At 71.6% G+C, this 20881-nt stretch carries 22 protein-coding genes; 13 read left to right on the forward strand and 9 right to left on the reverse strand.

Annotated features, from left to right (window positions below; genetic code table 11):
* Positions 1 to 47: 47 nt before the first annotated feature.
* The 3 genes from ACIA5G_RS50295 to ACIA5G_RS50305 all read left to right on the forward strand — a co-directional run bounded on the left by ACIA5G_RS50295 (position 48) and on the right by ACIA5G_RS50305 (position 3122).
* Complete coding sequence (locus tag ACIA5G_RS50295; protein ID WP_395937048.1) at positions 48 to 455, forward strand: nuclear transport factor 2 family protein; 408 nt, start codon at positions 48 to 50, stop codon at positions 453 to 455.
* A gap of 33 nt (positions 456 to 488) precedes the next feature.
* Complete coding sequence (locus ACIA5G_RS50300) at positions 489 to 2372, forward strand: Na+/H+ antiporter (protein WP_395937050.1); 1884 nt, start codon at positions 489 to 491, stop codon at positions 2370 to 2372.
* 63 nt (positions 2373 to 2435) lie between these two features.
* Entirely contained in the window at positions 2436 to 3122 is a 687-nt protein-coding gene (locus tag ACIA5G_RS50305; RefSeq protein ID WP_395937052.1) for a histidine phosphatase family protein, read from the forward strand.
* On the opposite strand, the gene ACIA5G_RS50310 is transcribed toward ACIA5G_RS50305, so the two are convergent.
* Positions 3085 to 3852 (reverse strand): ABC transporter permease, encoded by a 768-nt coding sequence (locus ACIA5G_RS50310; RefSeq protein WP_395937054.1) that lies wholly within the window; start codon positions 3850 to 3852, stop codon positions 3085 to 3087. The genes ACIA5G_RS50305 and ACIA5G_RS50310 overlap by 38 nt on opposite strands.
* 19 nt (positions 3853 to 3871) lie before the next feature.
* Positions 3872 to 4345, reverse strand: coding sequence for an MmpS family transport accessory protein (locus tag ACIA5G_RS50315; RefSeq protein ID WP_395937056.1), 474 nt, complete (start codon positions 4343 to 4345; stop codon positions 3872 to 3874).
* Positions 4346 to 4513: 168 nt separating this feature from the next.
* On the opposite strand from ACIA5G_RS50315, the gene ACIA5G_RS50320 reads away from it, so the two are divergent.
* The 4 genes from ACIA5G_RS50320 to ACIA5G_RS50335 all read left to right on the forward strand — a co-directional run bounded on the left by ACIA5G_RS50320 (position 4514) and on the right by ACIA5G_RS50335 (position 8225).
* A complete protein-coding gene (locus tag ACIA5G_RS50320) occupies positions 4514 to 5374 on the forward strand; it encodes a helix-turn-helix domain-containing protein (protein WP_395937058.1) in 861 nt (286 codons plus the stop codon).
* Positions 5375 to 5480: 106 nt separating this feature from the next.
* On the forward strand, positions 5481 to 6458 hold the full coding sequence (locus tag ACIA5G_RS50325; protein ID WP_395937060.1) for a LacI family DNA-binding transcriptional regulator: 978 nt from the start codon (positions 5481 to 5483) through the stop codon (positions 6456 to 6458).
* A 477-nt stretch (positions 6459 to 6935) separates the two neighbouring features.
* A complete protein-coding gene (locus ACIA5G_RS50330) occupies positions 6936 to 7517 on the forward strand; it encodes a DNA-binding protein (protein ID WP_395937062.1) in 582 nt (193 codons plus the stop codon).
* 51 nt (positions 7518 to 7568) lie between these two features.
* Positions 7569 to 8225, forward strand: coding sequence for an RES family NAD+ phosphorylase (locus ACIA5G_RS50335; protein WP_395937064.1), 657 nt, complete (start codon positions 7569 to 7571; stop codon positions 8223 to 8225).
* 305 nt (positions 8226 to 8530) lie between these two features.
* Here the strand turns inward: ACIA5G_RS50335 and ACIA5G_RS50340 are convergent, their stop codons facing one another.
* The 3 genes from ACIA5G_RS50340 to ACIA5G_RS50350 are packed head-to-tail and all read right to left on the reverse strand — an operon-like array spanning position 8531 to position 11874.
* The gene (locus ACIA5G_RS50340; protein ID WP_395937066.1) at positions 8531 to 8863 is read right to left on the reverse strand and encodes a hypothetical protein; all 333 of its coding nucleotides are present in this window, start codon (positions 8861 to 8863) and stop codon (positions 8531 to 8533) included.
* A 46-nt stretch (positions 8864 to 8909) separates the two neighbouring features.
* A complete protein-coding gene (locus ACIA5G_RS50345; RefSeq protein ID WP_395937068.1) occupies positions 8910 to 10859 on the reverse strand; it encodes a S9 family peptidase in 1950 nt (649 codons plus the stop codon).
* Positions 10860 to 10911: 52 nt separating this feature from the next.
* Positions 10912 to 11874 (reverse strand): TerC family protein, encoded by a 963-nt coding sequence (locus ACIA5G_RS50350; protein ID WP_395937070.1) that lies wholly within the window; start codon positions 11872 to 11874, stop codon positions 10912 to 10914.
* Positions 11875 to 12169: 295 nt separating this feature from the next.
* On the opposite strand from ACIA5G_RS50350, the gene ACIA5G_RS50355 reads away from it, so the two are divergent.
* The 4 genes from ACIA5G_RS50355 to ACIA5G_RS50370 are packed head-to-tail and all read left to right on the forward strand — an operon-like array spanning position 12170 to position 17225.
* On the forward strand, positions 12170 to 15037 hold the full coding sequence (locus ACIA5G_RS50355) for an alpha/beta fold hydrolase (RefSeq protein ID WP_395937072.1): 2868 nt from the start codon (positions 12170 to 12172) through the stop codon (positions 15035 to 15037).
* Positions 15034 to 15966 (forward strand): ABC transporter permease, encoded by a 933-nt coding sequence (locus ACIA5G_RS50360; RefSeq protein ID WP_395937074.1) that lies wholly within the window; start codon positions 15034 to 15036, stop codon positions 15964 to 15966. Before ACIA5G_RS50355 ends, ACIA5G_RS50360 begins: the two co-directional genes overlap by 4 nt.
* Positions 15967 to 15973: 7 nt before the next feature.
* The gene (locus tag ACIA5G_RS50365) at positions 15974 to 16447 is read left to right on the forward strand and encodes a hypothetical protein (protein WP_395937076.1); all 474 of its coding nucleotides are present in this window, start codon (positions 15974 to 15976) and stop codon (positions 16445 to 16447) included.
* Positions 16448 to 16478: 31 nt separating this feature from the next.
* Complete coding sequence (locus tag ACIA5G_RS50370) at positions 16479 to 17225, forward strand: enoyl-CoA hydratase/isomerase family protein (RefSeq protein WP_395937078.1); 747 nt, start codon at positions 16479 to 16481, stop codon at positions 17223 to 17225.
* Here the strand turns inward: ACIA5G_RS50370 and ACIA5G_RS50375 are convergent.
* The gene (locus tag ACIA5G_RS50375) at positions 17222 to 17725 is read right to left on the reverse strand and encodes an SRPBCC family protein (protein WP_395937080.1); all 504 of its coding nucleotides are present in this window, start codon (positions 17723 to 17725) and stop codon (positions 17222 to 17224) included. The genes ACIA5G_RS50370 and ACIA5G_RS50375 overlap by 4 nt on opposite strands.
* Before the next feature lie 236 nt (positions 17726 to 17961).
* Here ACIA5G_RS50375 and ACIA5G_RS50380 point away from each other — a divergent pair, with 236 nt between their 5' ends.
* Both ACIA5G_RS50380 and ACIA5G_RS50385 read left to right on the forward strand, forming a co-directional pair.
* Complete coding sequence (locus ACIA5G_RS50380) at positions 17962 to 19353, forward strand: S28 family serine protease (RefSeq protein WP_395937082.1); 1392 nt, start codon at positions 17962 to 17964, stop codon at positions 19351 to 19353.
* Positions 19354 to 19411: 58 nt separating this feature from the next.
* Positions 19412 to 19801, forward strand: a complete 390-nt coding sequence (locus ACIA5G_RS50385) for a VOC family protein (protein ID WP_395937084.1) — start codon at positions 19412 to 19414, stop codon at positions 19799 to 19801.
* Here ACIA5G_RS50385 and ACIA5G_RS50390 read toward each other — a convergent pair.
* Genes ACIA5G_RS50390 through ACIA5G_RS50400 form a run of 3 tightly spaced genes read right to left on the reverse strand, consistent with a single transcriptional unit; the run spans position 19798 to position 20809 of the window.
* The gene (locus ACIA5G_RS50390; RefSeq protein WP_395937086.1) at positions 19798 to 20145 is read right to left on the reverse strand and encodes an MmcQ/YjbR family DNA-binding protein; all 348 of its coding nucleotides are present in this window, start codon (positions 20143 to 20145) and stop codon (positions 19798 to 19800) included. The genes ACIA5G_RS50385 and ACIA5G_RS50390 overlap by 4 nt on opposite strands.
* Positions 20142 to 20540, reverse strand: a complete 399-nt coding sequence (locus ACIA5G_RS50395) for a type II toxin-antitoxin system VapC family toxin (RefSeq protein WP_395937088.1) — start codon at positions 20538 to 20540, stop codon at positions 20142 to 20144. Before ACIA5G_RS50395 ends, ACIA5G_RS50390 begins: the two co-directional genes overlap by 4 nt.
* A complete protein-coding gene (locus tag ACIA5G_RS50400) occupies positions 20537 to 20809 on the reverse strand; it encodes a type II toxin-antitoxin system VapB family antitoxin (RefSeq protein WP_395937090.1) in 273 nt (90 codons plus the stop codon). The genes ACIA5G_RS50395 and ACIA5G_RS50400 overlap by 4 nt, the downstream gene beginning before the upstream one ends.
* Positions 20810 to 20881 lie beyond the last annotated feature (72 nt).

Here is a 20881-nt window from a genome sequence, read left to right on the forward strand (position 1 = left end):
CCTACGAACTTGCCCTGGAGCGCGCTCCAGCGTGTTGACTACGAGCCATGACCGCAGCCGAGAACAAGCAGCTCCTGAGAACGGCCTTCGACGCCTGGGCGACCGGCGACATCCGGCCGCTGCTCGCCGCCATGGCCGACGACGTCGCGTGGACCGTCAGCGGGCACAACAGCTGGTCGGGCACCTTCACCGGCAAGGACTCGGTCCGCCGTGACCTGCTCGGCCCGCTCGGCGAGCAGTTCGACGGCACCTACACCAGCACCGCGAGCCGGTTCGTCGCCGAGGACGACGTCGTTGTGGTCGAGACGCAGGGCCGCGTCGCCACGAAGGCCGGGCCGCCGTACGACAACAAGTACTGCTTCGTCTTCCGCCTCGAAGGCGGCCGGATCCGCGAGATCACCGAGTACATGGACACCCAGCTGGTCGCCGAGGTGCTCCCGGAGCTGGCCAGGTGACACCCGCCGCGGCGGACGGGTAATGATTAGCCCGTGCACATAGCGGCAGAGATAGTGGCGCTGGTCGTGACGGTCCTCGTCGTCAGCGCGGTGGCGCGGCGGCTGGACTGGTCCGCCCCGCTTTGCCTGATCGTCGTCGGCGTCGGCGCGTCGTACGTCCCCGGCGTGCCCGAGTACCACCTCGACCCCGAGGTCGTGCTGCTCGGCCTGCTGCCGCCGCTGCTGTACTCGGCGGCCATCCAAACGTCGCTGGTCGACTTCCGGAAGAACCGCGGGGCGATCGGGCTGATGTCGGTCGGGCTGGTCGTGTTCACCGCCTTCGGCGTCGGGCTGGTCGCCTGGGCCGTGATCCCCGACCTCCCGCTGGCCGGCGGGATCGCCCTCGGCGCGATCGTGGCGCCGCCGGACGCGGTCGCGGCCAGCGTCGTCGCCCGCCGCGTCGGCATGCCCCGCAAGCTGATCCGGCTGCTCGAGGGCGAAAGCCTCTTCAACGACGCCGCCGCGCTCGTCGCCCTGCGCACGGCCATCGCCGCGCTCGCCGGGTCGGTCAGCTTGTGGCAGGTCGGCGCGGACTTCTTCCGCGCGGCCATCGGCGGGATCGTGGTCGGGCTGGTCATCGGGTTCGTGGCCGCGTTCATCCGGGCCCGGATGAACGAGCCGGTGCTCGACACCGCACTGTCGTTCGCGGTGCCGTTCATCGCCTACATCCCGGCCGAGGCGATCCACGGGTCCGGTGTGCTCGCGGTGGTCGTCGCCGGGCTGATCCTCGGGCACAAGGCCCCGAAGATCCTCTCCGGCTCGGCGCGGCTGGCCAGCAGGCTGAACTGGCAGACCATCGCGTTCCTGCTGGAGAACATGGTCTTCCTGCTGATCGGGCTGCAGCTGCGGCGGATCCTGTCCGAAGTCAGCGAATCCGGGCTGTCGCTGGGACTGCTCACCTGGATCTGCGTCGCGGTGCTCGGCGCGACGATCCTCACGCGCATGGTGTGGCTGGTCGGCATCGGCACCGTGAAACGGCTGGAACGGCGGTTCCTGCCCGGCAAGACCCGGGCGAAGATCTGGCCGTGGCGCTACTCGGCGGTGATCTCCTGGGCGGGCATGCGCGGGGTGGTCACGCTCGCGGCCGCGTTCGTGCTGCCCGCGGACACCCCGCAGCGGGCCGTGCTGGTGCTCGCGGCGTTCGTCGTCGTGGCCGGCACGCTGGCCCTGCAGGGCATGACGCTGCCCCCGCTGATCCGGCGGCTGCGGCTGCCCCGGCCGGATCCGGCGGAGGACGCGCTGCAGGAGGCGTCCGTGCTGCACGACATGACCACCGCGGCGCTGGCCAGGCTCGAGGAGATCCGGCAGCCGGACGACCCGCCGGAGGTCATCCAGCGGCTCCAGGACCGGCTGCGGCACCGCGCCGACTCGGCGTGGGAACAGCTCGGCCGGCAGAGCGCGCTGGCCGAGACCCCGAGCGACGCCTACCGCCGCCTGCGCCTGGACCTCCTCGACGTGGAGCGCGAGCAGTTCCTCAAGGCCCGCGACAGCGGCAGCGCCGACGACGACGTCCTGCGGAAGGTCCTGGAGCGGCTCGACATCGAGGAGTCGATGCTCGACCGGAACGACGAAGAACCCGAGGTCGAAGGCCGTGAGCTGCGCACCCCGGCCGCGACGGCCGGCTCGTGCAAGCACCTGGCCCACGAGTGGGTCGACAAGGACCCCAGCTCGCCGGACACCTGCGCCGCGTGCATCGAGGAAGGCACCACCTGGGTGCACCTGCGGATGTGCCTCAAGTGCGGCAACGTCGCGTGCTGCGACTCCTCACCGCGCCGGCACGCCACGCTGCACTTCCACGAATCCCGGCATCCGGTCATGCGCAGCTTCGAGCCGGGCGAGACGTGGCGATGGTGTTTCGTGGACAAGCAACTCGGCTAACTCCGCCTTCCTCCCCACCACCACCCTCAACGGAGGCGCTTCGCGCCGCTGTACCGTCGCTGCATGAGCACGCCTGAGCAGGAGATCGAATACCGCCAGCACCGGTTCAGCCCGCCGCCGGGCGCGACGGAGATCTTCCTGGTCCGGCACGGCGAGTCCTCGCCGGCGCGCGCGAGCCGGCCGTTCGACCTGGTCGACGGCCAGGCCGACCCGGACCTCGCGCCGGAGGGCCGTGACCACGCCCAGCGCGTCGGCGTCCGGCTGGCCGGCGAGCGGATCGACGCGATCTACGTGACGACCCTGCGCCGCACCGTGCAGACCGCGGCGCCGCTGGCGGAGAAGCTCGGGATCACGCCGGTCGTCGAGCCGGACCTGCGCGAGATCCACCTCGGCGACTGGGAGAACGGGCTGTTCCGCAAGCACACGACCGACGGCCACCCGATCGTCGACCGGCTGTGGGCCGAGCAGCGCTGGGACGTCATCCCGGGTGCGGAGTCCGACGAGGCGTTCGGCGGCCGGCTGCGTGCCGCGCTCACCCGGATCGCCGCCGCGCACCCCGACCAGCGGGTCGCCGTGTTCACCCACGGCGGCGTGATCGGCGAGGTGTTCGCGCAGGCCAGCCGTTCGGTCGAGCGGTTCGCGTTCCTCGGCGCCGACAACGGGTCGATCTCCCACCTGGTGCTGCACGGCGACAACTGGATCGTCCGGCGCTTCAACGACACCGGCCACCTGGCCAACCCGCTCGGCTGAGCTTCCCGGCCGCGACGAACTGGACGGTCACCAGGATCGAGACGGCTTCGGCGGCGAGCAGCCCGATCAGCACCAGCACCTGGGTCAGGCCGGCCTGGATCGGGCCGGCGCCGCCGAGCAGGACGCCGACGTAGGCGCCGGGGAGCGTCACCAGCCCGACCGTGCGGGTCTGGTCGAGTGCCGGGATCAGCGCGTGCCCGGCGCTGGGACGGCAGATTTCGAGCGCGGCCGGGCGGGGCATGAACCCCAGCGCCAGCGCGGCTTCGTACTCGCCGTGGCGGGACTTCAGCTCGTCCAGCGCCCGGCGGGCGGCCTGCGACGTCGCGGTCATGGCGCCGCCGATCACGATGCCGGCGATCGGGACGATCGCGATCGGTTTCGGTGGAACGACTCCGGCGCCGAGGACCAGGGCGAGCACCGGCGCGACGCCGGCGGCCAGTGCGAGGGCCGTCCACGGCAGGTTCGCCCAGGGGCCGGCGCGGCGTGCCGACGTCACCGCGGCGATGCCGAACATCAGCAGCACGAACGCCCCGGTGAGCGGGGCCGAGCGCAGCACGGCGGTGATCACCAGCGACACGAGGGCCAGCTGCACGACCGCCCGGGCGGCGGCGATCAGCACGGCGCGCCCCTGACCGAGCTCGCCCCAGCGGACGACGGCGGCCCCGGCGACGGCGAGCAGGATGAGCACCGCCACCAGGGCGGGCCCGAAGGTGATCGCGGCGTCGTTCACCCGCCCGATCTTGCAGGAGTCAGACGGCGCAGCTGAAGAGCCGGCCCGGCTCGGTCACGGACTTCTCGGCGACGACGGCGCCGTCGACGAGGATCCGGCAGCGCAGCTCGCCGGGGCCGGGGTTCTGCGCGGCGATGCTGTAGAACTCGGTGCGGTCGGCCGGGCCGACCCGGGTGAAGGACACCGACCACGGTGTGGTCACCTCGGCCTGCTGGGTCAGCGCCGAGCCGGCCGCGGCGTAGGTGACGTTGCGGGCGCCGTCCGGGCCGAGCAGCTCGTAGACGACGGAGTGGCTCACGGTGGCGACGGCGGCCGGAACGACCGGCGCGGCCACCGGCTCCTCCTTGGCCGGCCCGCGCGCGGACCGGGGCACGACGTACGACGTCACGACGAAGGCCGCGGCGAGCACGAACAGGACAACGACGACGCTTCCGGCCGACTTGGCCCGCTCCGCGCAGTCGCGGTCCGGCCTGGTCGCGGTGGGAACACCCATGGGAGAGGTCTTCTCTCGTCGCGCGCACCCCTGTCGAGTGCGTCGACCTATATCTCGCCGTGACCTCACAACGCGTTAGCGCCGATTCGCGAGAAGTCCAACTTTCACCCAATCGGGTGCTCGGGCACCGGCACGGTTTTTGTCGGACCCCGGGTGCATGATTCGGGTGTGTACGAAGAGGCGGCGCCACCCGGGCCGCTGCGGGGTGTGGCGCGCTGTGTGTGGCGGTCCGCTTCGGCGGGGCCGAAGCGGATCGTCCCCGACGGCTGCCTGGACCTGGTCGTGGGCGACGGCGGGGTGTTCATCGCGGGCCCGGACACGTCGGCGTGGTCCTCGGTGACCCGGCCGAACGCGGAGCTGCGCGGAGTGCGCTTCACGCCGGGGCGCGCATCGGCGGTCCTCGGTGTGGCGGCGGACGAGCTGCGCGATCGCCGGGTGTCGCTGGACGAGCTGTGGGGGCACGCCGGGGAGGTCCTGGCCGAGCAGCTGCTCTCGGGTGAGCTGACGCCGGCGCAAGCGGTTGCGTCCCGGCTTTCGCCGGAGGTCCCACCGCCGGATCCGGCAGTGGCGGCGCTGATCGCACGGCTCGACGCCGGGGCGGCGAGGGTCGCCGAGGCGGCGGCGATGCTCACGCAGCCGGACCTGGCACAGGTCGCCGAAGCGGCGGCGATGCTCTCCCTGCCCGGCCCCGCGCGAGTCACCCGAGCGGGCGGGCCGGACGTCGCGGCGGCGCGGGTCGAGGATCCCGCCGGATCTGTCACCGTGAGTGAGCGGCGGTTGCGGCGGCGGTTCGTCCAAGCGGTTGGTTACGGTCCCGCCACCTACCTCCGGGTCACCCGGTTCCAGCGCGCCGTCGCCCTCGCTTCGCGCGCGCCCGGGCTCGCCGCGCTGGCCGCCGCCGCGGGGTATGCCGACCAGGCGCACCTCAGCCGGGACTGCCGGGCCTTGACCGGGCTCACCCCGCGCGCCTACTTCCGCGATCCCTCCACTGTGGACGCGCCGGTGCGTGACCGGCGGCGTTCGGCGTAACCCGGGCGGGCAACCGGAAGGGGAACGTCCGCCGGGAAGGTAAGCGGACGGTAAACGACTACCAGGAGCGCTATTCTCCCCCTCGACGAGTGATCAGGGAGGGCGTGTGGCCACCATCAGCGACGTCGCGGCGAGGGCCGGCGTCTCCACGGCGACCGTGTCGCGCGCGCTCAACGGGAAGTCCACTGTGGACCCGACGCTGGCCGCGCGGGTCCAGGAGGCCGCCGCCGAGCTCGGGTACCACCCGAACGGGCTGGCCCGGAACCTGCGCCGGCAGGAGACGGCCGTGCTCGCGCTGATCATCTCCGACGTGGAGAACCCGTTCTTCACGGCCATCGCGCGCGGCGTCGAGGACCTCGCGCAGCGGTCCGGGTACTCGGTGGTGCTCTGCAACTCCGACGAGAACGAGGACAAGGAGCGCCGCTACATCGAGGTCGCGCTGCAGGAGCGGGTCGCCGGGGTGGTGCTCTCGCCCACCGGCCGGTCGACGAACGTCGAAGGCCTGCGCCGCCAGGGCACGCCGCTGGTGGCGGTCGACCGGCCGTTGCCGGCGGACGCGGGCGACCAGGTGCTGGTCGACACCCGGCACGCGGCCGCCGAGGCAACGCGGCACCTGCTGGCCGGCGGCTACCGCCGCGTCGGCTGCCTGACCGGACCGGCCGGCGTCCGCACGGCCGACGACCGGCTCGCGGGGTACGCCGACGTCGTCGGCGAGGCGAACGTCCTGTCCCGGCGGGCGGAGTACCGCGCCGAAGGGGCGCGGCTGGCCGCGTTGGAGCTGTTGGACGAGCCGTCACCACCGGACGCGCTGCTGGTCGCGAACAGCACGATGGCCATCGGCGTGCTCGAAGCACTGTCGTCGCGAGGCCTGCGCTCCGGACGGGACGTCGGCATCGTCTCCTTCGACGACGCGCCCTGGACGACGCTCATCGACCCGCCGCTCACGGTGGTCGCGCAGCCGGCGTACGAAGTCGGCCGGGTGGCGGCGCAGCTCCTGCTGGCCCGGATCACCGACAGCAGCCGCGACGCGACGACCACAACGCTCGAAGCCCGGTTGATCGAGCGGAAGAGTTCGCGCCGCTGAGGAAGGCCAACACGCGTACCTGGAAGGCCAGTTCGCGTACCTGGAAGGCCAGCTCGCGTACCTGGACGGACGACTCGCGTACCTGGACGGTCGGCTCACGTACCTGGCAGGTCGGGTCGCGTGCCTGGAGGGTCGGCTTGAAGCCGGGAAGGCTGGGACAGACGTGCCTGAGGGGCCGGCTCGTGCCAGGCCCCCCAGGCACGCCCCACCCCCTGTGTCCCCCATGGCCGGCGCCAACCCGCCGGATCCTGTGAGCACGGAGCGGAAATCGTTTACTCACACGGAACGTAAGGCCGGGACCCCGGAGTGTCAAGTCTGGACAACCTCGCCCGATCCGGGGAGACTTACCGGAAGTTGCTTACTCAACGTGTTGATTGATGTGCGGTAAGTGTCGATCTCTGGTGAATTCGCCCACAGACCGGGCACGAAACCGCACGAACCCGCACACGCGCGCTGTTTCGGGTTAATCTGAGCGGCATGTCTGTAGCGCTGGAGAACATCCTCGCCAAGGCGGGCCTGAAGGTCGACGCGAACGAGTTCCTCACGCTCGTCGAAGACGCGGCGCGCAGACTTTCACCACCGAATCCGGATCCCTCGCACTACTTCTCCGCCGACCAGCGGGCCGCGCTCGCCGACGTCGGCCTGGATCTGTCACCGAGGCGCGAAGAGGAACCGGACTTTCGCGCCCGCACGGTCGCCGCCCACGCCGTGCTCGCCGAAGGCGCGCTCAGCGTCAACGAGGCGGCGAAGGCCCTCGGCGTCGACGACAGCCGGATCCGGCACCGCCTCAAGGAAGGCAGGCTGACCGGCTGGAAGGACGGCGGCTGGCGGCTCCCCGCGTGGCAGTTCGCCGGCTCGGGTGTGCTGCCCGGCCTGGAGGTCGTCCTCAAGGCGCTGCCCGAAGACCAGCCCGCGCTCGTGGTCGCCGCGTTCATGAGCACCCCCCAGCCCGACCTGGTGATCAACGAGCACCCCGCGACCCCGCGGCAGTGGCTCCTTTCCGGGGGTGACCCGGACCACGTCGCGCGCCTCATCGCCACGCTCGGCTCGCCGTTCTAGGCTGGAGCCTCCCGAGCAAGATCACCGACAAGGACGGACCACCCCCGACCCATGGCCCGGCTCCCGCTGCCGCCCGCCCGATCCGTCCTGGTCCGGCAGCTGAACCGTGCCCAGGACGTGGTGACGGTCCAGCCCGCGACCAGGCTGGTGCGGATCTTCACGGCGCACGGCAACCACCCCCAGCAGTGGAACTCGTTCCGCTACACCGGCCCGCTCCCGCACGGCCGGTTCGACCAGCAGTCGCCCGGCCGCGGCGGCGCGCCGGTCACCGATCCCGCGAACGGGGTCCTCTACTTCGGCCTCACCGTGCGAACCTCGGTCGCCGAAGTCTTCCAGACCAGCTCGACGGTCGACCGCCGCACGCGCGGTCCCCGGCTGGTCGTGGTCCGCCCGACCCGCACCCTGCGCCTGCTCGACCTGACCGGCCTCTGGCCGACGCGCGTGGGCGCGTCCCAGGAGATCTCGAGCGGGCCGAAGAAGCTGACGCAGGCCTGGGCCCGCGCGATCCGCGGCGCCTTCAGCGACCTCGACGGCCTCTGGTACCGCTCGTCGATGGACTCCGGCGACCCCGCGATCTGCATCTGGGACCCACCCGCGGGCGCGGCCCTGCCGATCGCGCCGGACGTGCTGCTGCCGCTGGACCACCCCGGCCTGGACGTCCCGCTCGGCCGCGTCTGCGAAGAGCTGAACTACACGCTGCTGAACTGAGCGTCGAGCAGCGGGAGGATCGCCCGCAGGTCGCCGCCCGCTGTTGACCTCCAGTGCGGTGGAGGTTGCAGCCTGGCGACCACGAACCTCGTCGTACGCGAGGAACAGGCCCGCACCCCGACCTCTACGCGGAGGACGGGACCGCCGTGGAGATCTTCAGCGAGTACATGCCGGAATTCCCCGCCGTACTCGAACGGCACATGGACGTGCTCCGGCAGGTCTTGGAGATCGTTCCGCCGGTCCGCACCGAGCCGGACCGCCTCAACCAGGCAACCACCGAGCGCGCGATCTCCGCGCGCGGCTGCTCAGCCCAGCGTCCCCCGCGGGCAGACGAACCCCACGATCTCGGACGCGATCAACCCCGCCTGCTCGGCCGGATCCGCGTCGAGGATCGCGCGGGTCTCCGCCTCCGACGTCCGGAAGAACGCCACGCCCGTCACCGGCAGCGAAGCCGACGGCTCCGGCACCGAACCGGCGAACAGCAGCGATCCCGCCGCGAGCTGCCGGCGGGCGGCCGAGAGATGGCGGGCCCGCAGCTCCCGGGCCATCTCGTCGGAGTGCTCGTCGGCGCGGGGTCCCTTGCGGAACAACACCATCCGCCAGGTCTCGAGCTCGAAGTCCACCTCGGGCACCGTCATGGGCCGACGTTCGCAGGCGGCCCGCACCGAAGCAATACCGGCGCGGTCACAGGTGCCGCGCCCACCATTCGAGGATGGCCTCGAAGCGCTGGACGCGGTGCCGCGGCCGGCCGGAGCGGGACAGCTCGTGGCCTTCACCCGGGAACAGCACGAGCTCCGCGGGTGCACCTGCCCGGCGCAGCGCCACGAACATCCGCTGCGCCTGCTCGAGCGGGCACCGCCAGTCCTGCTCCGAATGCACCACCGCGAACGGGATCTTGATCTGCGCCGCGTACGAGAGCGGCGAACGGTCGCGCTGCACCGCCGGGTCGCTGCCGATGTAGGCGTCGACGAAGAAGTAGCCGATGTCGGAGCTGCCGACCATCGAGTCCCACGCGTTGACCGCGCGCTCGCTCCACGCCGCCTTGAACCGCTCGCCGTGGTGGGCCGCCAGCCAGCTCGTCATGAACCCGCCGTACGAACCGCCCATGATGCCGACGCGCGAGGCGTCGAGGTCCGGGCGCTCGAGCGCCTTGTCCAGCAGCGCCAGGACGTCGTCGACGTCGACCGTGCCGAAGCCGTGCGTGATGGCGTGGCCGTGCGTCTGCCCGTAGCCCGCCGCGCCGCGCGGGTTGCCGAGCACCACCGCGTAGCCCGCGGACGCGTACACCTGCGCCTCGTCGAACACCGCCCAGTCCTGCTGGGTGAACGGACCGCCGTGCACCACGCGCAGCACCGGGTGCGGGCCCTCGCCGTCGGGCAGCACCAGCCAGCCGTGCACCGGGTAACCGTCCGGCGCCGTGGTCTCCAGCTCGACCATCGGCCGGATTCCCTTGTCCTGCAACGGCTTCGAGTAGTCGGTCAGCACGCGCGGCGCGTCGTCGCCGAGCAGCACGACCTCCCCCGACGTCGCCGGGGTCGCGACCACCGCCGCGAGCACCGAGCCGTCCAGGGTGAACGACCGGACCACGGTGCGGTCCGCGTAGACCACCGGCAGGTCGGCGAGCGGGGCGTCCGTGGCGTCGACGGGGACCGCGCGCAGCTCCACCGCGCCCCGGTGGCGGACGGCCACCAGCACGTCGGCCCCGCGCGGCGCCGGCGGGCCCGCGGAGGTTTCGATGTCCACCGTTTCGATGTCGGTGAGCCGCTGTGCCTTCACCGGACCGGCGCCGAACTCGGGCGTGGCCGAGTAGAGCCCGGTCATCGCCGCTTCGCGGTGTTCCTCGAAGGACTGTCCGAAGTAGAACAACGTGCCGTCGGCGCCGAACGCGGGCCGCTCCGAGTAGCCCACGGTGCGCACGACGACCTCGGGTTCACCACCCTCGGCGGAGATCGCGCAGACGTCGCGCGACTCGCTCTCGGCCGCGCCCCAGTCCGGCGGCGCGGTGAAGACCACGCGGGCGCCGTCCGGCGTCCACACCGGGAAGGAGACGTCGAAGCCGTCGCCGGTCAGCGGCTCGGGCGCCAGGAGCCCTTCCTCCGCCAGTGCGTCGACGACGAACAGCCGCTGCATCCGGTCGCGCAGGAAACCGACGTCGTCGATCCGGTAGTCCATCCGCGTGATCCGGCGCGGGGCCTCGGCAGCCGGCTCCGGGGTCTCCCCGTCGGCGTCCTCGATGCCGTAGCGGCCGGCTTCGGGCAGGCGGGCGGTGAAGGCGATCCGCCGCGAGTCCGGCGCCCAGACCGGCTCCCCGGCCCCGAGCTGCAGCGCCGTCAGCTGCCGGGCGTCACCACCGTCGGCCGGCATCACGTGCAGCTGCGGGCTCCCGTCGGCGCCCTTGCCCTCCCCCGCGCGGAGGAACGCCACCCAGCGCCCGTCCGGGGAGATCGACGGCGCCGAGTCGCGCGGACCGTGGGTCCACGCGGCCTCGCCGCCGCCGTCCAGGGACACCCGCCGCAGCGCGCTGTGCGCGGCGTTCGTCTTCAGGTCGGGCTTCTTCAGCGCGGTGAGCAGCAGGTTCCCGCGCAGGGCGGGACGGCCGGGAACGACGAGGTCTTCGATGTCGGCAGGACGCACGTCCTCGACGGTACCCGAAATCCTTAGCCGTGCGAACGACCTTCGTCGGAACTTACGCGGCGACCTGCTTGCGCTCGTCGCGCCGGGCCTTCGCCAGGCTCGCCACCGTGGTCACGGTGAGCACAACGACGATCACGCCGAGGGAGATCCAGTTGTTGATGTCCAGCCAGTCCGGCACGACGTGGTACTCGTGCAGCGCGTGCAGGAACAGCTTCGCGCCGATGAAGGCGAGGATCACCGCGAGGCCGTAGGTCAGGTAGACCAGCTTCGTCACCAGGCCGCCGAGCAGGAAGTACAGCTGCCGCAGGCCCATCAGCGCAAACGCGTTGGCGGTGAAGACGAGGAACGCCTCCTGCGTGATGCCGAAGATCGCCGGGATCGAGTCGACGGCGAAGAGCAGGTCGGCCGAGCCGATGGCCACGATCACCAGCAGCATCGGCGTGATCATCCGCTTGCCGTTGATCTTCACCATGTACTTGTGCTCGTGGTAGTCGTCGGTCACCGGCGCGAACTTGCGGACCTGCCGGGTGACGGCGTTCTCGTGGTACTCCTCGTCCTCACCCTTGTTGCGCAGCATGCTGACCGCGGTCCAGACGAGGATCGCGCCGAAGAGGAAGAACACCCAGACGAACTGCGCGATCAACGCGGCGCCGATGGCGATGAAGACGCTGCGGAACGCCAGCGCCAGCAGGATGCCGACCAGCAGCACACGGTGCTGATGGATGGCGGGCACCTTGAACGACGCCATGATGATCATGAAGATGAAGAGGTTGTCGACGCTCAGCGAGTACTCGGTGATGTACCCGGTGAAGAACTCGACACCCGGTTCGTGCCCGGCGAAGATCCACACGCCAGCGCCGAAGAGGACCGCGCAGGAGACGTAGAAGATCACCCAGCGAGCGGCTTCCCCCGTCGTCACTTCGTGCGGCTTGCGATCGACGATGACCAGGTCCAGCGCGATCAGCGCAAGCAGGCCACCGATCGTGGCGATCCACAGCCACAGGGGGACAGTCATGGAACTCGAACCTCCGGATAGTGCGCATGAGCAACTAACCGGAGGTCTCTTCCGCCGGTGCGAACACCGGCCGACGGTGCCGGGGGACGCAAGGCCACCGTGCTGACGACACCGCCGCGAAGGAATACTCCCCTCACAGCGCGTTCAGTGTGCAGGGTCGCCCCACCTCAACGCCAGCCGGGGTTGCCCACGTCACCGGGTTGGGCCTGTAATTCCGATCACCCGGTGCTCCCGAGCGTGTGATCGAGGTGAGCCGGTGAGGACACTCTCAGGAAAGTTCACATACGGTCACCTCGTGCCCCGACTCCCGCTCCCGCGCTCCCGCGGAGCCCGCCTCACCGCGCTCGCCGCCGTCGTCGTGGTCCTGGCCGCCGGCGCGGTCTTCTGGATCACGCGGCCCGCGGCGCCCCCGCCGGTGCCCACGCAGGACGCGTTGATCGACATGCCCGCCGCGCCCGGCTCGGCCGAGCAGGTCAAGATCGACACGACCACCTACCTGCCCGCCACCGTGCCCGCCCCCGCGGTGCTGCTCGCGCACGGCTTCGGCGGGGACAAGAACAGCGTCGCCGACGACGCCCGTGAGCTCGCGCGGAAGGGCTTCGTCGTGATGACGTGGTCCGCGCGCGGGTTCGGCAAGAGCACCGGCAAGATCGGGCTCAACGACCCGGACGGCGAGGTCGCCGACGCGAGCCGCCTGATCGACCGGCTCGTCGCGCAGCACCAGGTGACCACCGACGCCGGCGGCGACCCGAAGGTCGCGGTCACCGGCGCCTCCTACGGCGGCGCGCTCTCGCTGCTGCTGGCCGGCACCGACAAGCGCGTCGACGCGATCGCCCCGGTGATCACCTACAACGACCTCGCGCAGGGGCTGGTCCCCAACGCGGCCACCCCCGGCCTCAAGGCGTCGGGCACGCCGGCCGCCGGCGCGTTCGCGACCGACGGCGTGTTCAAGAAGAGCTGGGCCGGCATCTTCTTCTCGGCCGGCTCCGGCGCCGCGTCGAGCGGCTCGCCCTCGGCCGAAGCGCCGGAAGCCGGGCAGGAGACCGACAGCGGGTCCACCGCCGCCACCGGGGCCGGTGCCGCGGCGGCCGCCGTCCCGGCCGCGCCGGCCGGCGGAGGCGGGCCCCGCGGCGGGCCGGCCGACCCGTGCGGCCGGTTCACCGCCGCCGTCTGCCGCGCCTACACCGAGCTCGGCACCACGGGGCAGACGAGCCAGGCGAGCGTCGACCTGCTGCGCCGCGTGTCCCCCGCGTCGGTGACGGACCAGATCACCGTGCCGACCCTGCTGGTGCAGGGCGAGAGCGACACGCTGTTCGGCCTCGACCAGTCCGACGCGAGCGCCCGGCAGATCACCGCGGCGGGTGGCAAGGTCCGGACGATCTGGTACACCGGCGGCCACGACGGCGGGAAGCCGGGACCGCAGCTGCGCGCGAAGATCGGCGACTTCCTCTGGGACGCCGTCAACGGCGGCGACCCGGGCACCGGGTTCAGCTACGACGTCCAGGGCACCTTGCGCGCCAACGGAACACCGTCGGTCCGCACGGTCACCGCCGACACCTACCCCGGGCTGACCGGGCCGGCCACCGAGCGCCGGCTGCTGCCGATGACCGGCCCCGCGCAGGCGGTGGTGCGTCCCGCCGGCGCGAACCCGTCGGCGGTCAGCGGGATCCCCGGGCTCAACGGCGTCGCGAGCAGCTCGTCGCGGCTGGGCGCGCTGTTCAGCAACGACCCGCCCGGCCAGGCCGCGCAGTTCACGACGGCGCGGGTGGACGGGCAGGTCGTCGTCAGCGGCGCCTCCACCGTGCGGCTGCAGGTGGCCGCGGACCCCGCGCACCCGCAACCGGACGCGGTGCTGTTCGCGAAGCTCTACGACGTCGGGCAAGACGGTTCGCGGGTGCTGCCGTCGAACGCGATCGCGCCGTTCCGGGTGAGCGGGCTGCCCGCCGACGGCACCCCGGTCGAGGTCACCGTGACGCTCCCCGGCATCGTCCGCCCGATCGAGGGCGGGCACTCGCTGCGGCTGGTCGTCGGCACCACCGACCAGGCGTTCGCCTCCCCCGCCGCGCCCGCGGTGTTCCGGATCGCGCTCGCCGGGGGCACCGCGCTGGCCGTGCCGGTCGTGCCCGGGACGTCCGTCGGCTCCCCGGCCCCGGTCGGGCAGCTGGTCGGCATCGGCGTGACGCTGGTGATCGGCGTGGCCGTGGTGCTCTTCGCGGCGCTGCGCCGCCGCCGGGCCACCGACATCGACCCCGAACTGTCGAAGACGCCGCTGGTCATCGAGGGGCTGCGCAAGGAGTACCCGGGCGGGTTCGTCGCGGTGAACGACCTGTCGTTCCGCGTCGAGCCGGGCCAGGTGCTCGGCCTGCTCGGGCCGAACGGCGCGGGCAAGACGACCACGCTGCGGATGCTGATGGGCCTGATCACGCCGACGAAGGGCCACATCCGGGTCTTCGGGCACAAGATCACCGGCGGCGCCCCGGTGCTCTCGCGCATCGGGTCGTTCGTCGAGGGTTCCGGCTTCCTGCCGCACCTGTCCGGCCGGGCGAACCTCGAGCTGTACTGGGCGGCCACCGGACGGCCGGCGGAAAGGGCGCACTTCGGCGAGGCGCTGGAGATCGCCGGGCTCGGCTCCGCGGTCGACCGGCGCGTGCGGACCTACAGCCAGGGCATGCGGCAGCGGCTGGCGATCGCGCAGGCGATGCTCGGCCTGCCGGAACTCATGGTGCTCGACGAGCCGACCAACGGGCTCGACCCGCCCCAGATCCACCAGATGCGCGAGGTGCTGCAGCGCTACGCCGCGACCGGCCGCACCGTGGTGGTGTCCAGCCACCTGCTGGCCGAGGTCGAGCAGACCTGCACGCACGTCGTGGTCATGCACCGCGGCGCGCTGGTCGCCTCGGGTGAGGTCGGCGAGCTGGCCGCGGCCGGCGGCGAGGCGACGTTCCGGGTCGACGACCCGGAGGCGGCCGCCGCCGCGCTGAAGGCGGCCGGCGGGGTCACCTCGGTCGACGTCGACGGCGACCTGGTGCACGCCGACCTCGACGGGCTGCCGCGTGCCGAAGCGGTCGCGGCGCTGGTCCGCGCCGGCGTCGCGGTGGAGCAGGCCGGGCCGAGGCGCCGGCTGGAAGACGCGTTCCTGCAACTGGTCGGAGACGAGTCGTGAACACTTCGAATTCCGGGGTCCACACCGACCCGCACGCACTCGACGAGCTGACCGACGTCGCGTCACACGAGCACACCGAGGTCGGGCCGGACGGCGCCGTCGCGGGCTACTCCGCGCGGCGGACGCTGCGGCTCGGCGTCGAGCTGCGGCGCCAGCTCAAGCGGCGGCGGACGCAGTTCCTGCTCGGGTTCGTCGCCCTGCTGCCGTTCATCCTGGTGATCGCGTTCGAGGCGGGGCAGTCGAACCCGAACCGGCGCAGCGGCGGGTTCGTCGACCTGGCCACGGCTTCCGCGCCGAACTTCGTGGTGCTGGCGCTGTTCGTGTCGGGCACGTTCCTGCTGCCGATGATCGTCGCGCTGTTCTTCGGCGACACCATCGCGAGCGAGGCGTCGTGGTCGAGCCTGAAGTACCTGCTGGCCGTGCCGGTGCCACGGCACCGGGTGCTGCGGCAGAAGGCGATCGTCTCGGGACTGCTGTCGGCCGCGGCCTTGATCCTGCTGCCACTGGTCTCGCTCGGCGTCGGCGTGCTCTGGTACGGCGCGGGTGACGCGATCAGCCCGACCGGCGACGCGGTGTCCTTCGGCGACAGCCTCCTGGCCATCGCACTGTCCACTGTGTACATCATCCTGCAGCTGGCCTGGGTGGCCGGGCTCGCGCTGGCGCTGAGCGTGTCGACCGACGCCCCGCTCGGCGCGGTCGGCGGCGCGGTGCTGGTGGCGATCCTGTCGCAGATCCTCGACCAGATCACCGCGCTGGAGGGCCTGCGCAACTACCTGCCGACGCACTACGCGTTCTCGTGGATGGACCTGATCTCCACCGACGTCGACTGGACGAACCTGGCCAGTGGTTTGCTCTCGGCGGTGCTCTACGGAACGGTGTTCTTCCTGTACGCCGGGCGGCGGTTCGCCCGCAAGGACATCACGAGCTGAGGCGCGGATGGCCGCGGTCGTCGAAGGGCACCACCCGCCCGCACCGCTGGTGCGGACGTTCAACGCGGTGCTGCGCGTGGTGCTGCCGAGCCCGCTCGGCCGGGGCGTGGGCGAGTTCATGCTGCTCGCCTTCCCCGGCCGCCGGTCCGGGCGGCACTACCGCGTGCCGGTGACCGCCCACCACGACGACGCGGGGCCGTACGTCCTCACCTCAGCCGGCTGGCGGCTGAACTTCACCGGCGGCGCGGACGCCGAGGTGACGTTCCGCGGCCGGACCACGCCGATGCACGGTGTTCTCGTCGAGGACGAGGCGGCGGTCGTGCGCACCTACCTGGACCGGATGACCGAGCTGGGCCTGCGCCGCGCCGCCCGGGAGATCGGTCTCCGGTTCCCGGCCGGGCGGCTGCCGACCTCGGCCGAGGTCACCGATCTGGTGCGCCGGGAGCACTTCGGCGTCGTCCGGTTGAGCGGCAGAACCTGAGAGTTCCGCCGCGCCGGGGTACGGTCGGGCCGTGCCGATCACGCTGGAGAGCCACCAGGACGTCGCCGTGCTCCGGATGGACCACGGCAAGGCCAACACCCTCGACACGGACTCGTGCCGCGAGCTCGTGCTCCGGCTGGAGGAGGTCGAGCAGGCCCGCGCCGTGGTGCTCACCGGCACCGGCGGCATCTTCAGCGCGGGTGTCGACCTCAAGCGGATCCACGACGGCGGCGCGGCGTACGTGTCGGAGTTCCTGCCGCTGCTGTCGGACGCGCTGCTCGCGGTGTTCGGCTGCCCGCGGCCGGTGGTCGCCGCGCTGAACGGGCACGCCATCGCCGGCGGCGCGGTGCTCGCCGCCGCGTGCGACCACCGTGTGCTCACCACCGGGCCCGGCCGGATCGGGGTGACCGAACTGCTGGTCGGGCTGCCGTTCCCGCTGGCCGCGCTGGAGATCCTCCGCTGCACGTACGGGACGGCGCCGTTGCCCTCGCTCACGTACTCGGGGGCGACCGTCGGTGGAGAGGATGCGCTGGCCCGCGGGCTGGCCGACGAACTCGCCCCGCCCGAGGAGGTCTTGGGGCGGGCGGTCACCGTCGCGACCCGGCTCGGCGACCTGCCCGCCGAGCCGTTCGCCCACACCAAGGCCCAGATCCGCCAGCCGTTCCACGAGCGGATCGCCGAGTACCGCCACGCCGACGACCCGCAGGTGGAACGGATGTGGCGGTCCCCCGAGGCGCTCGGCGCCGTCAAGTCCTATGTGGACGAAGTGCTCCGCTAGCTCGCGTGCACGCCGCTTTCGGCCAGGGCCTTGATGCCCTCGACCGTCTTCTGCATGTTGTCCTGCAGCTCACCGAGCCGCATCGCGACGATCTCGTCCTCGTGCTCGGGCATCGAGGCGATGATCGTCGTCAGGTTGGACGGGCCGGGGCCGATCTGGGCCCACTGGCGCAGGAGCGTGCCGTCGCCGTCCTCGACGAGCTCGAACTTCCACGACGCGGCCGGGTTGGTCACGTCCATCACCGACCACGCGAACAGCCGCCCGGGCTCGTACCCGGTGACCGTCGAGACCGTCTCCCACTCCCCGGCGACCGGGTGCGAGTTGCGGCCGCGGAACTGCGCGCCCAGGCCGGGCTCGGAGCCCTCGACCCAGCCGCCGCCCTGGTATTCACTGGAGAACCGGGCGGGCAGGTCGACGTCCAGTAGCCACGACCAGACTTCGGCCGGCGGCGCGTCGATGTGGACCTCGACCTGGGTCGTCGGACAATCGGAAACCTTCATGGCGGACCCCTCGCTCGATGACGGTGTCTACAGCGTTGGACCGTAACGTGGCGCTGATCACGCGGACAACTCGCACGATGCGCGTGGTCGGGCAAGGTGGAGGACGCCACCCGGCGGCCACGCCACCCGCCGAAAGTCGGGTTCCGCCCGAGGGTGCGCCCGGTCAGCCGATTGCCGACCACGGCCGATTCTGTGAGGGTCCCACGGTGGGTTCCGGACCTGGGGAGAGTGCTTCCATGCGCAGACTGTTCACCGCCGCGGCGGTTCTGCTCGCGTTCGCCGGGCTGGCGCCCGCGGTGAGCGCGGCCCCCGACATCAAGGCCGAGCTGCAGAAGATCCCCGGGCTGACGGTCGTGTCGGAGAACCCGGCGCCGGCCGGTTACCGCTTCTTCCAGCTGACCTACACCCAGCCCGCCGACCACCGGCACCCCGGCGCGGGCACCTTCCAGCAGCGGTTCACCCTGCTGCACCGCGACTTCACCGCGCCGACCGTCGCCTTCACCAGCGGTTACAACGTCAACACCGCGCCGAACCGCTCGGAGCCGACGCAGATCGTCAACGGCAACCAGCTTTCGATGGAGTACCGCTACTTCACGCCGTCACGGCCGGAGCCGGAGAACTGGGCGAAGCAGCTGACGATCTGGCAGGCCGCCGCGGACGAACACCGCGCGGTGCAGGCGTTCAAGGCGATCTACCCGGGCAAGTGGCTGGCCACCGGCGGCAGCAAGGGCGGCATGACCGCAACGTACTTCCGCCGCTTCTTCCCCGACGACGTCGACGCGACGATCCCGTACGTCGCACCCAACGACGTCATCGACCCGCTCGACGTCTACAACCGGTTCCTCTCCCGCGTCGGCAACGACCCGGGGTGCCGCGACGCGCTGAAGGCGATCCAGCGAGACGCGCTGAAGCGGCGTGACGAGCTGGGCGCGATCGCGGCGGTCGACGCGGCGAAGCGGGGGCTGACGTTCTCGATCGTCGGCTCGGCGGACAAGTCCCTCGAGATCTCGGTGATCGACTCGTACTTCGCCTTCTGGCAGTACCAGACGCAGGCGGACTGCGCGACGGTGCCGAAGGCCGGCGCGCCCGCGGCCGAGGTCTACGCCTGGTACGAGAAGGTGGAGAGCCTCAACACCTACTCCGACCAGGACCTCGCGCCCTACGTCCCGTACTACTACCAGGCGGCGGTCCAGCTGGGCTCGCCCGAGGCGTATGACGGTTACCTGCGTGACCTGCTCCGCTACCCCGGCGCCGATCAGCCGAAGACGTTCGTGCCTTCGTCGGTCAAGATGCCGCGGTTCGACTACCTGGCGATGCCGGACGTCGACTTCTGGGTGAAGTCCCGCGGCAGCCGGCTGCTGTTCGTCTACGGTTCGAACGACCCGTGGGGCGCCGAGCCGTTCGAGCTCGGCTTCGGCAGCCGCGATTCGTACCGGTACTACGTCCAGGGCGGCAACCACGGGTCGAAGATCGCCCAGCTGGCCCCGGCCGACGCCGCGGCGGCGACGGCAACCGTCCGGCGCTGGGCCGGCTTGCCGCCGGCTGCTGCCTTGTCGGCCCGCAGCGCGCCGGCCGGGTTCCCCGACTTCGACGCCGACCTCACCCTTTCGGCGCGTCCGCCGCTGTGACTTTCCTCAGGCCGGGCGTAGTCTCACGGCACCTGACGGCCCGGCCTGAGGAGGCGGCATGCCTCGTCCCGTCCACTTCGAGATCCACGCGGGTGACCCCGAACGCGCGGTGGCGTTCTACACGACGGTGTTCGGCTGGAAGTTCGAGCGCTGGGGCGACGTCCCCTATTGGGTGATTTCGACCGGCGAAGGCGACGGCATCAACGGCGGGCTCGTCCCCCGGGTCGGCCCGGCGCCCGAGGAGACGGCGCCGGTCCACGGTTACGTGAACACGGTCGGCGTCGACGACCTCGACCGGGCCCTCGCCGAGGTCAACCGCGCGGGCGGGACGCTGGCGCTGCCGAAGAGCCCGGTGCCGGGTGTGGGGTGGCTGGCCTACTGCAAGGACACCGAAGGCAACATCTTCGGCATGCTGCAGCCGGACGAGAACGCACCGGCGCCTGGTTAAGGGCGTTTCGCCTTCGGCAGCCGGTTGACAACGTCCTCATAGGACACGGTGATGAGTTCCTCGAGCTCGGCGTCCGGTACTCCGGCGCCGAGCTCGACGCGGTTCCAGCCGTAGCGGCCGAGGTAGTCCATCACGGAGACCGCATCCGGGTACCGCTCACGCAGCTCGGCCGCTTCTTCTTCGGTGGCACCACATTTGACGGCGACACTGCCGGGTTCGTCCTGGCCGATGAAGGCGAAGCCCTTGCCACCGACCTTCGCAACCAGCACGTGGTCACCGAAGGGGTAGGTCTCCTCGGCGCCCGGCTTGGCGAGGCAGTACGCGACAACGGCTTCGATGTTCACGACCCGAGCTTCACGAGTTCGAGATCGGTCTGCGGGAAGTCGTCCCCGATGCACAGCAACGGTTCCCCGGCGACGAACGCGGTGGCATAGGTGAGGCAGTCCCCGAAGTTCAGCCCGGCCGGATGCCTCCCCTTGCCGAACCGCATGAAGGCCACCTGTGCCGAACGCCAGTGCGCGTCACCGAAGGAGACCACGTCGAACCGCCGCTGTTGCAGGAAGTCCGCCAACAGCGCCTTGCCCCGCGGACCTTCCTTGTGCACCAGGACAAGAGTCGTCTCGACCAGCGTCGGTGCGCCGATGCGGCAGGACCGCGCGGAGCCGATCGCCGCACCGAGAACCTTGGCCACGGGTTCACCCATGATCGCGGCGATGATCGCGGAACTGTCGATGATCACACGCCACCCGGCCCGTAACCAAGGATCTCTTCCCGCTCTGCTTTGCCGATCGGCACGCCCCGGTTTTCGGGAGACACCTGGGGCCAGATCTCTTCCTCGAGAAACCGGACGAACGCGGCGCCGTCACGAGCAGCGGTTTCCCGCGCCACGAGCTGGTCGCGGCGCAGCCGCAGGGCTTCGCGGACGGCACCGGTCTTGGTGTCGCCCGTCAGCTCGGCGACCTCGGCGGCCAACTGCTCGGCCTCCGGATCCTTGATGTTCATAGCCATGGTGTAAGTCTACCTTCAATGGTGTAGTTATCACCATTCGACGAGGTGGCGGGCAGGCCACCACGGACCGCC

It is taken from the genome of Amycolatopsis sp. NPDC051758 (genome assembly GCF_044453095.1).
Lineage (GTDB): Bacteria > Actinomycetota > Actinomycetes > Mycobacteriales > Pseudonocardiaceae > Amycolatopsis.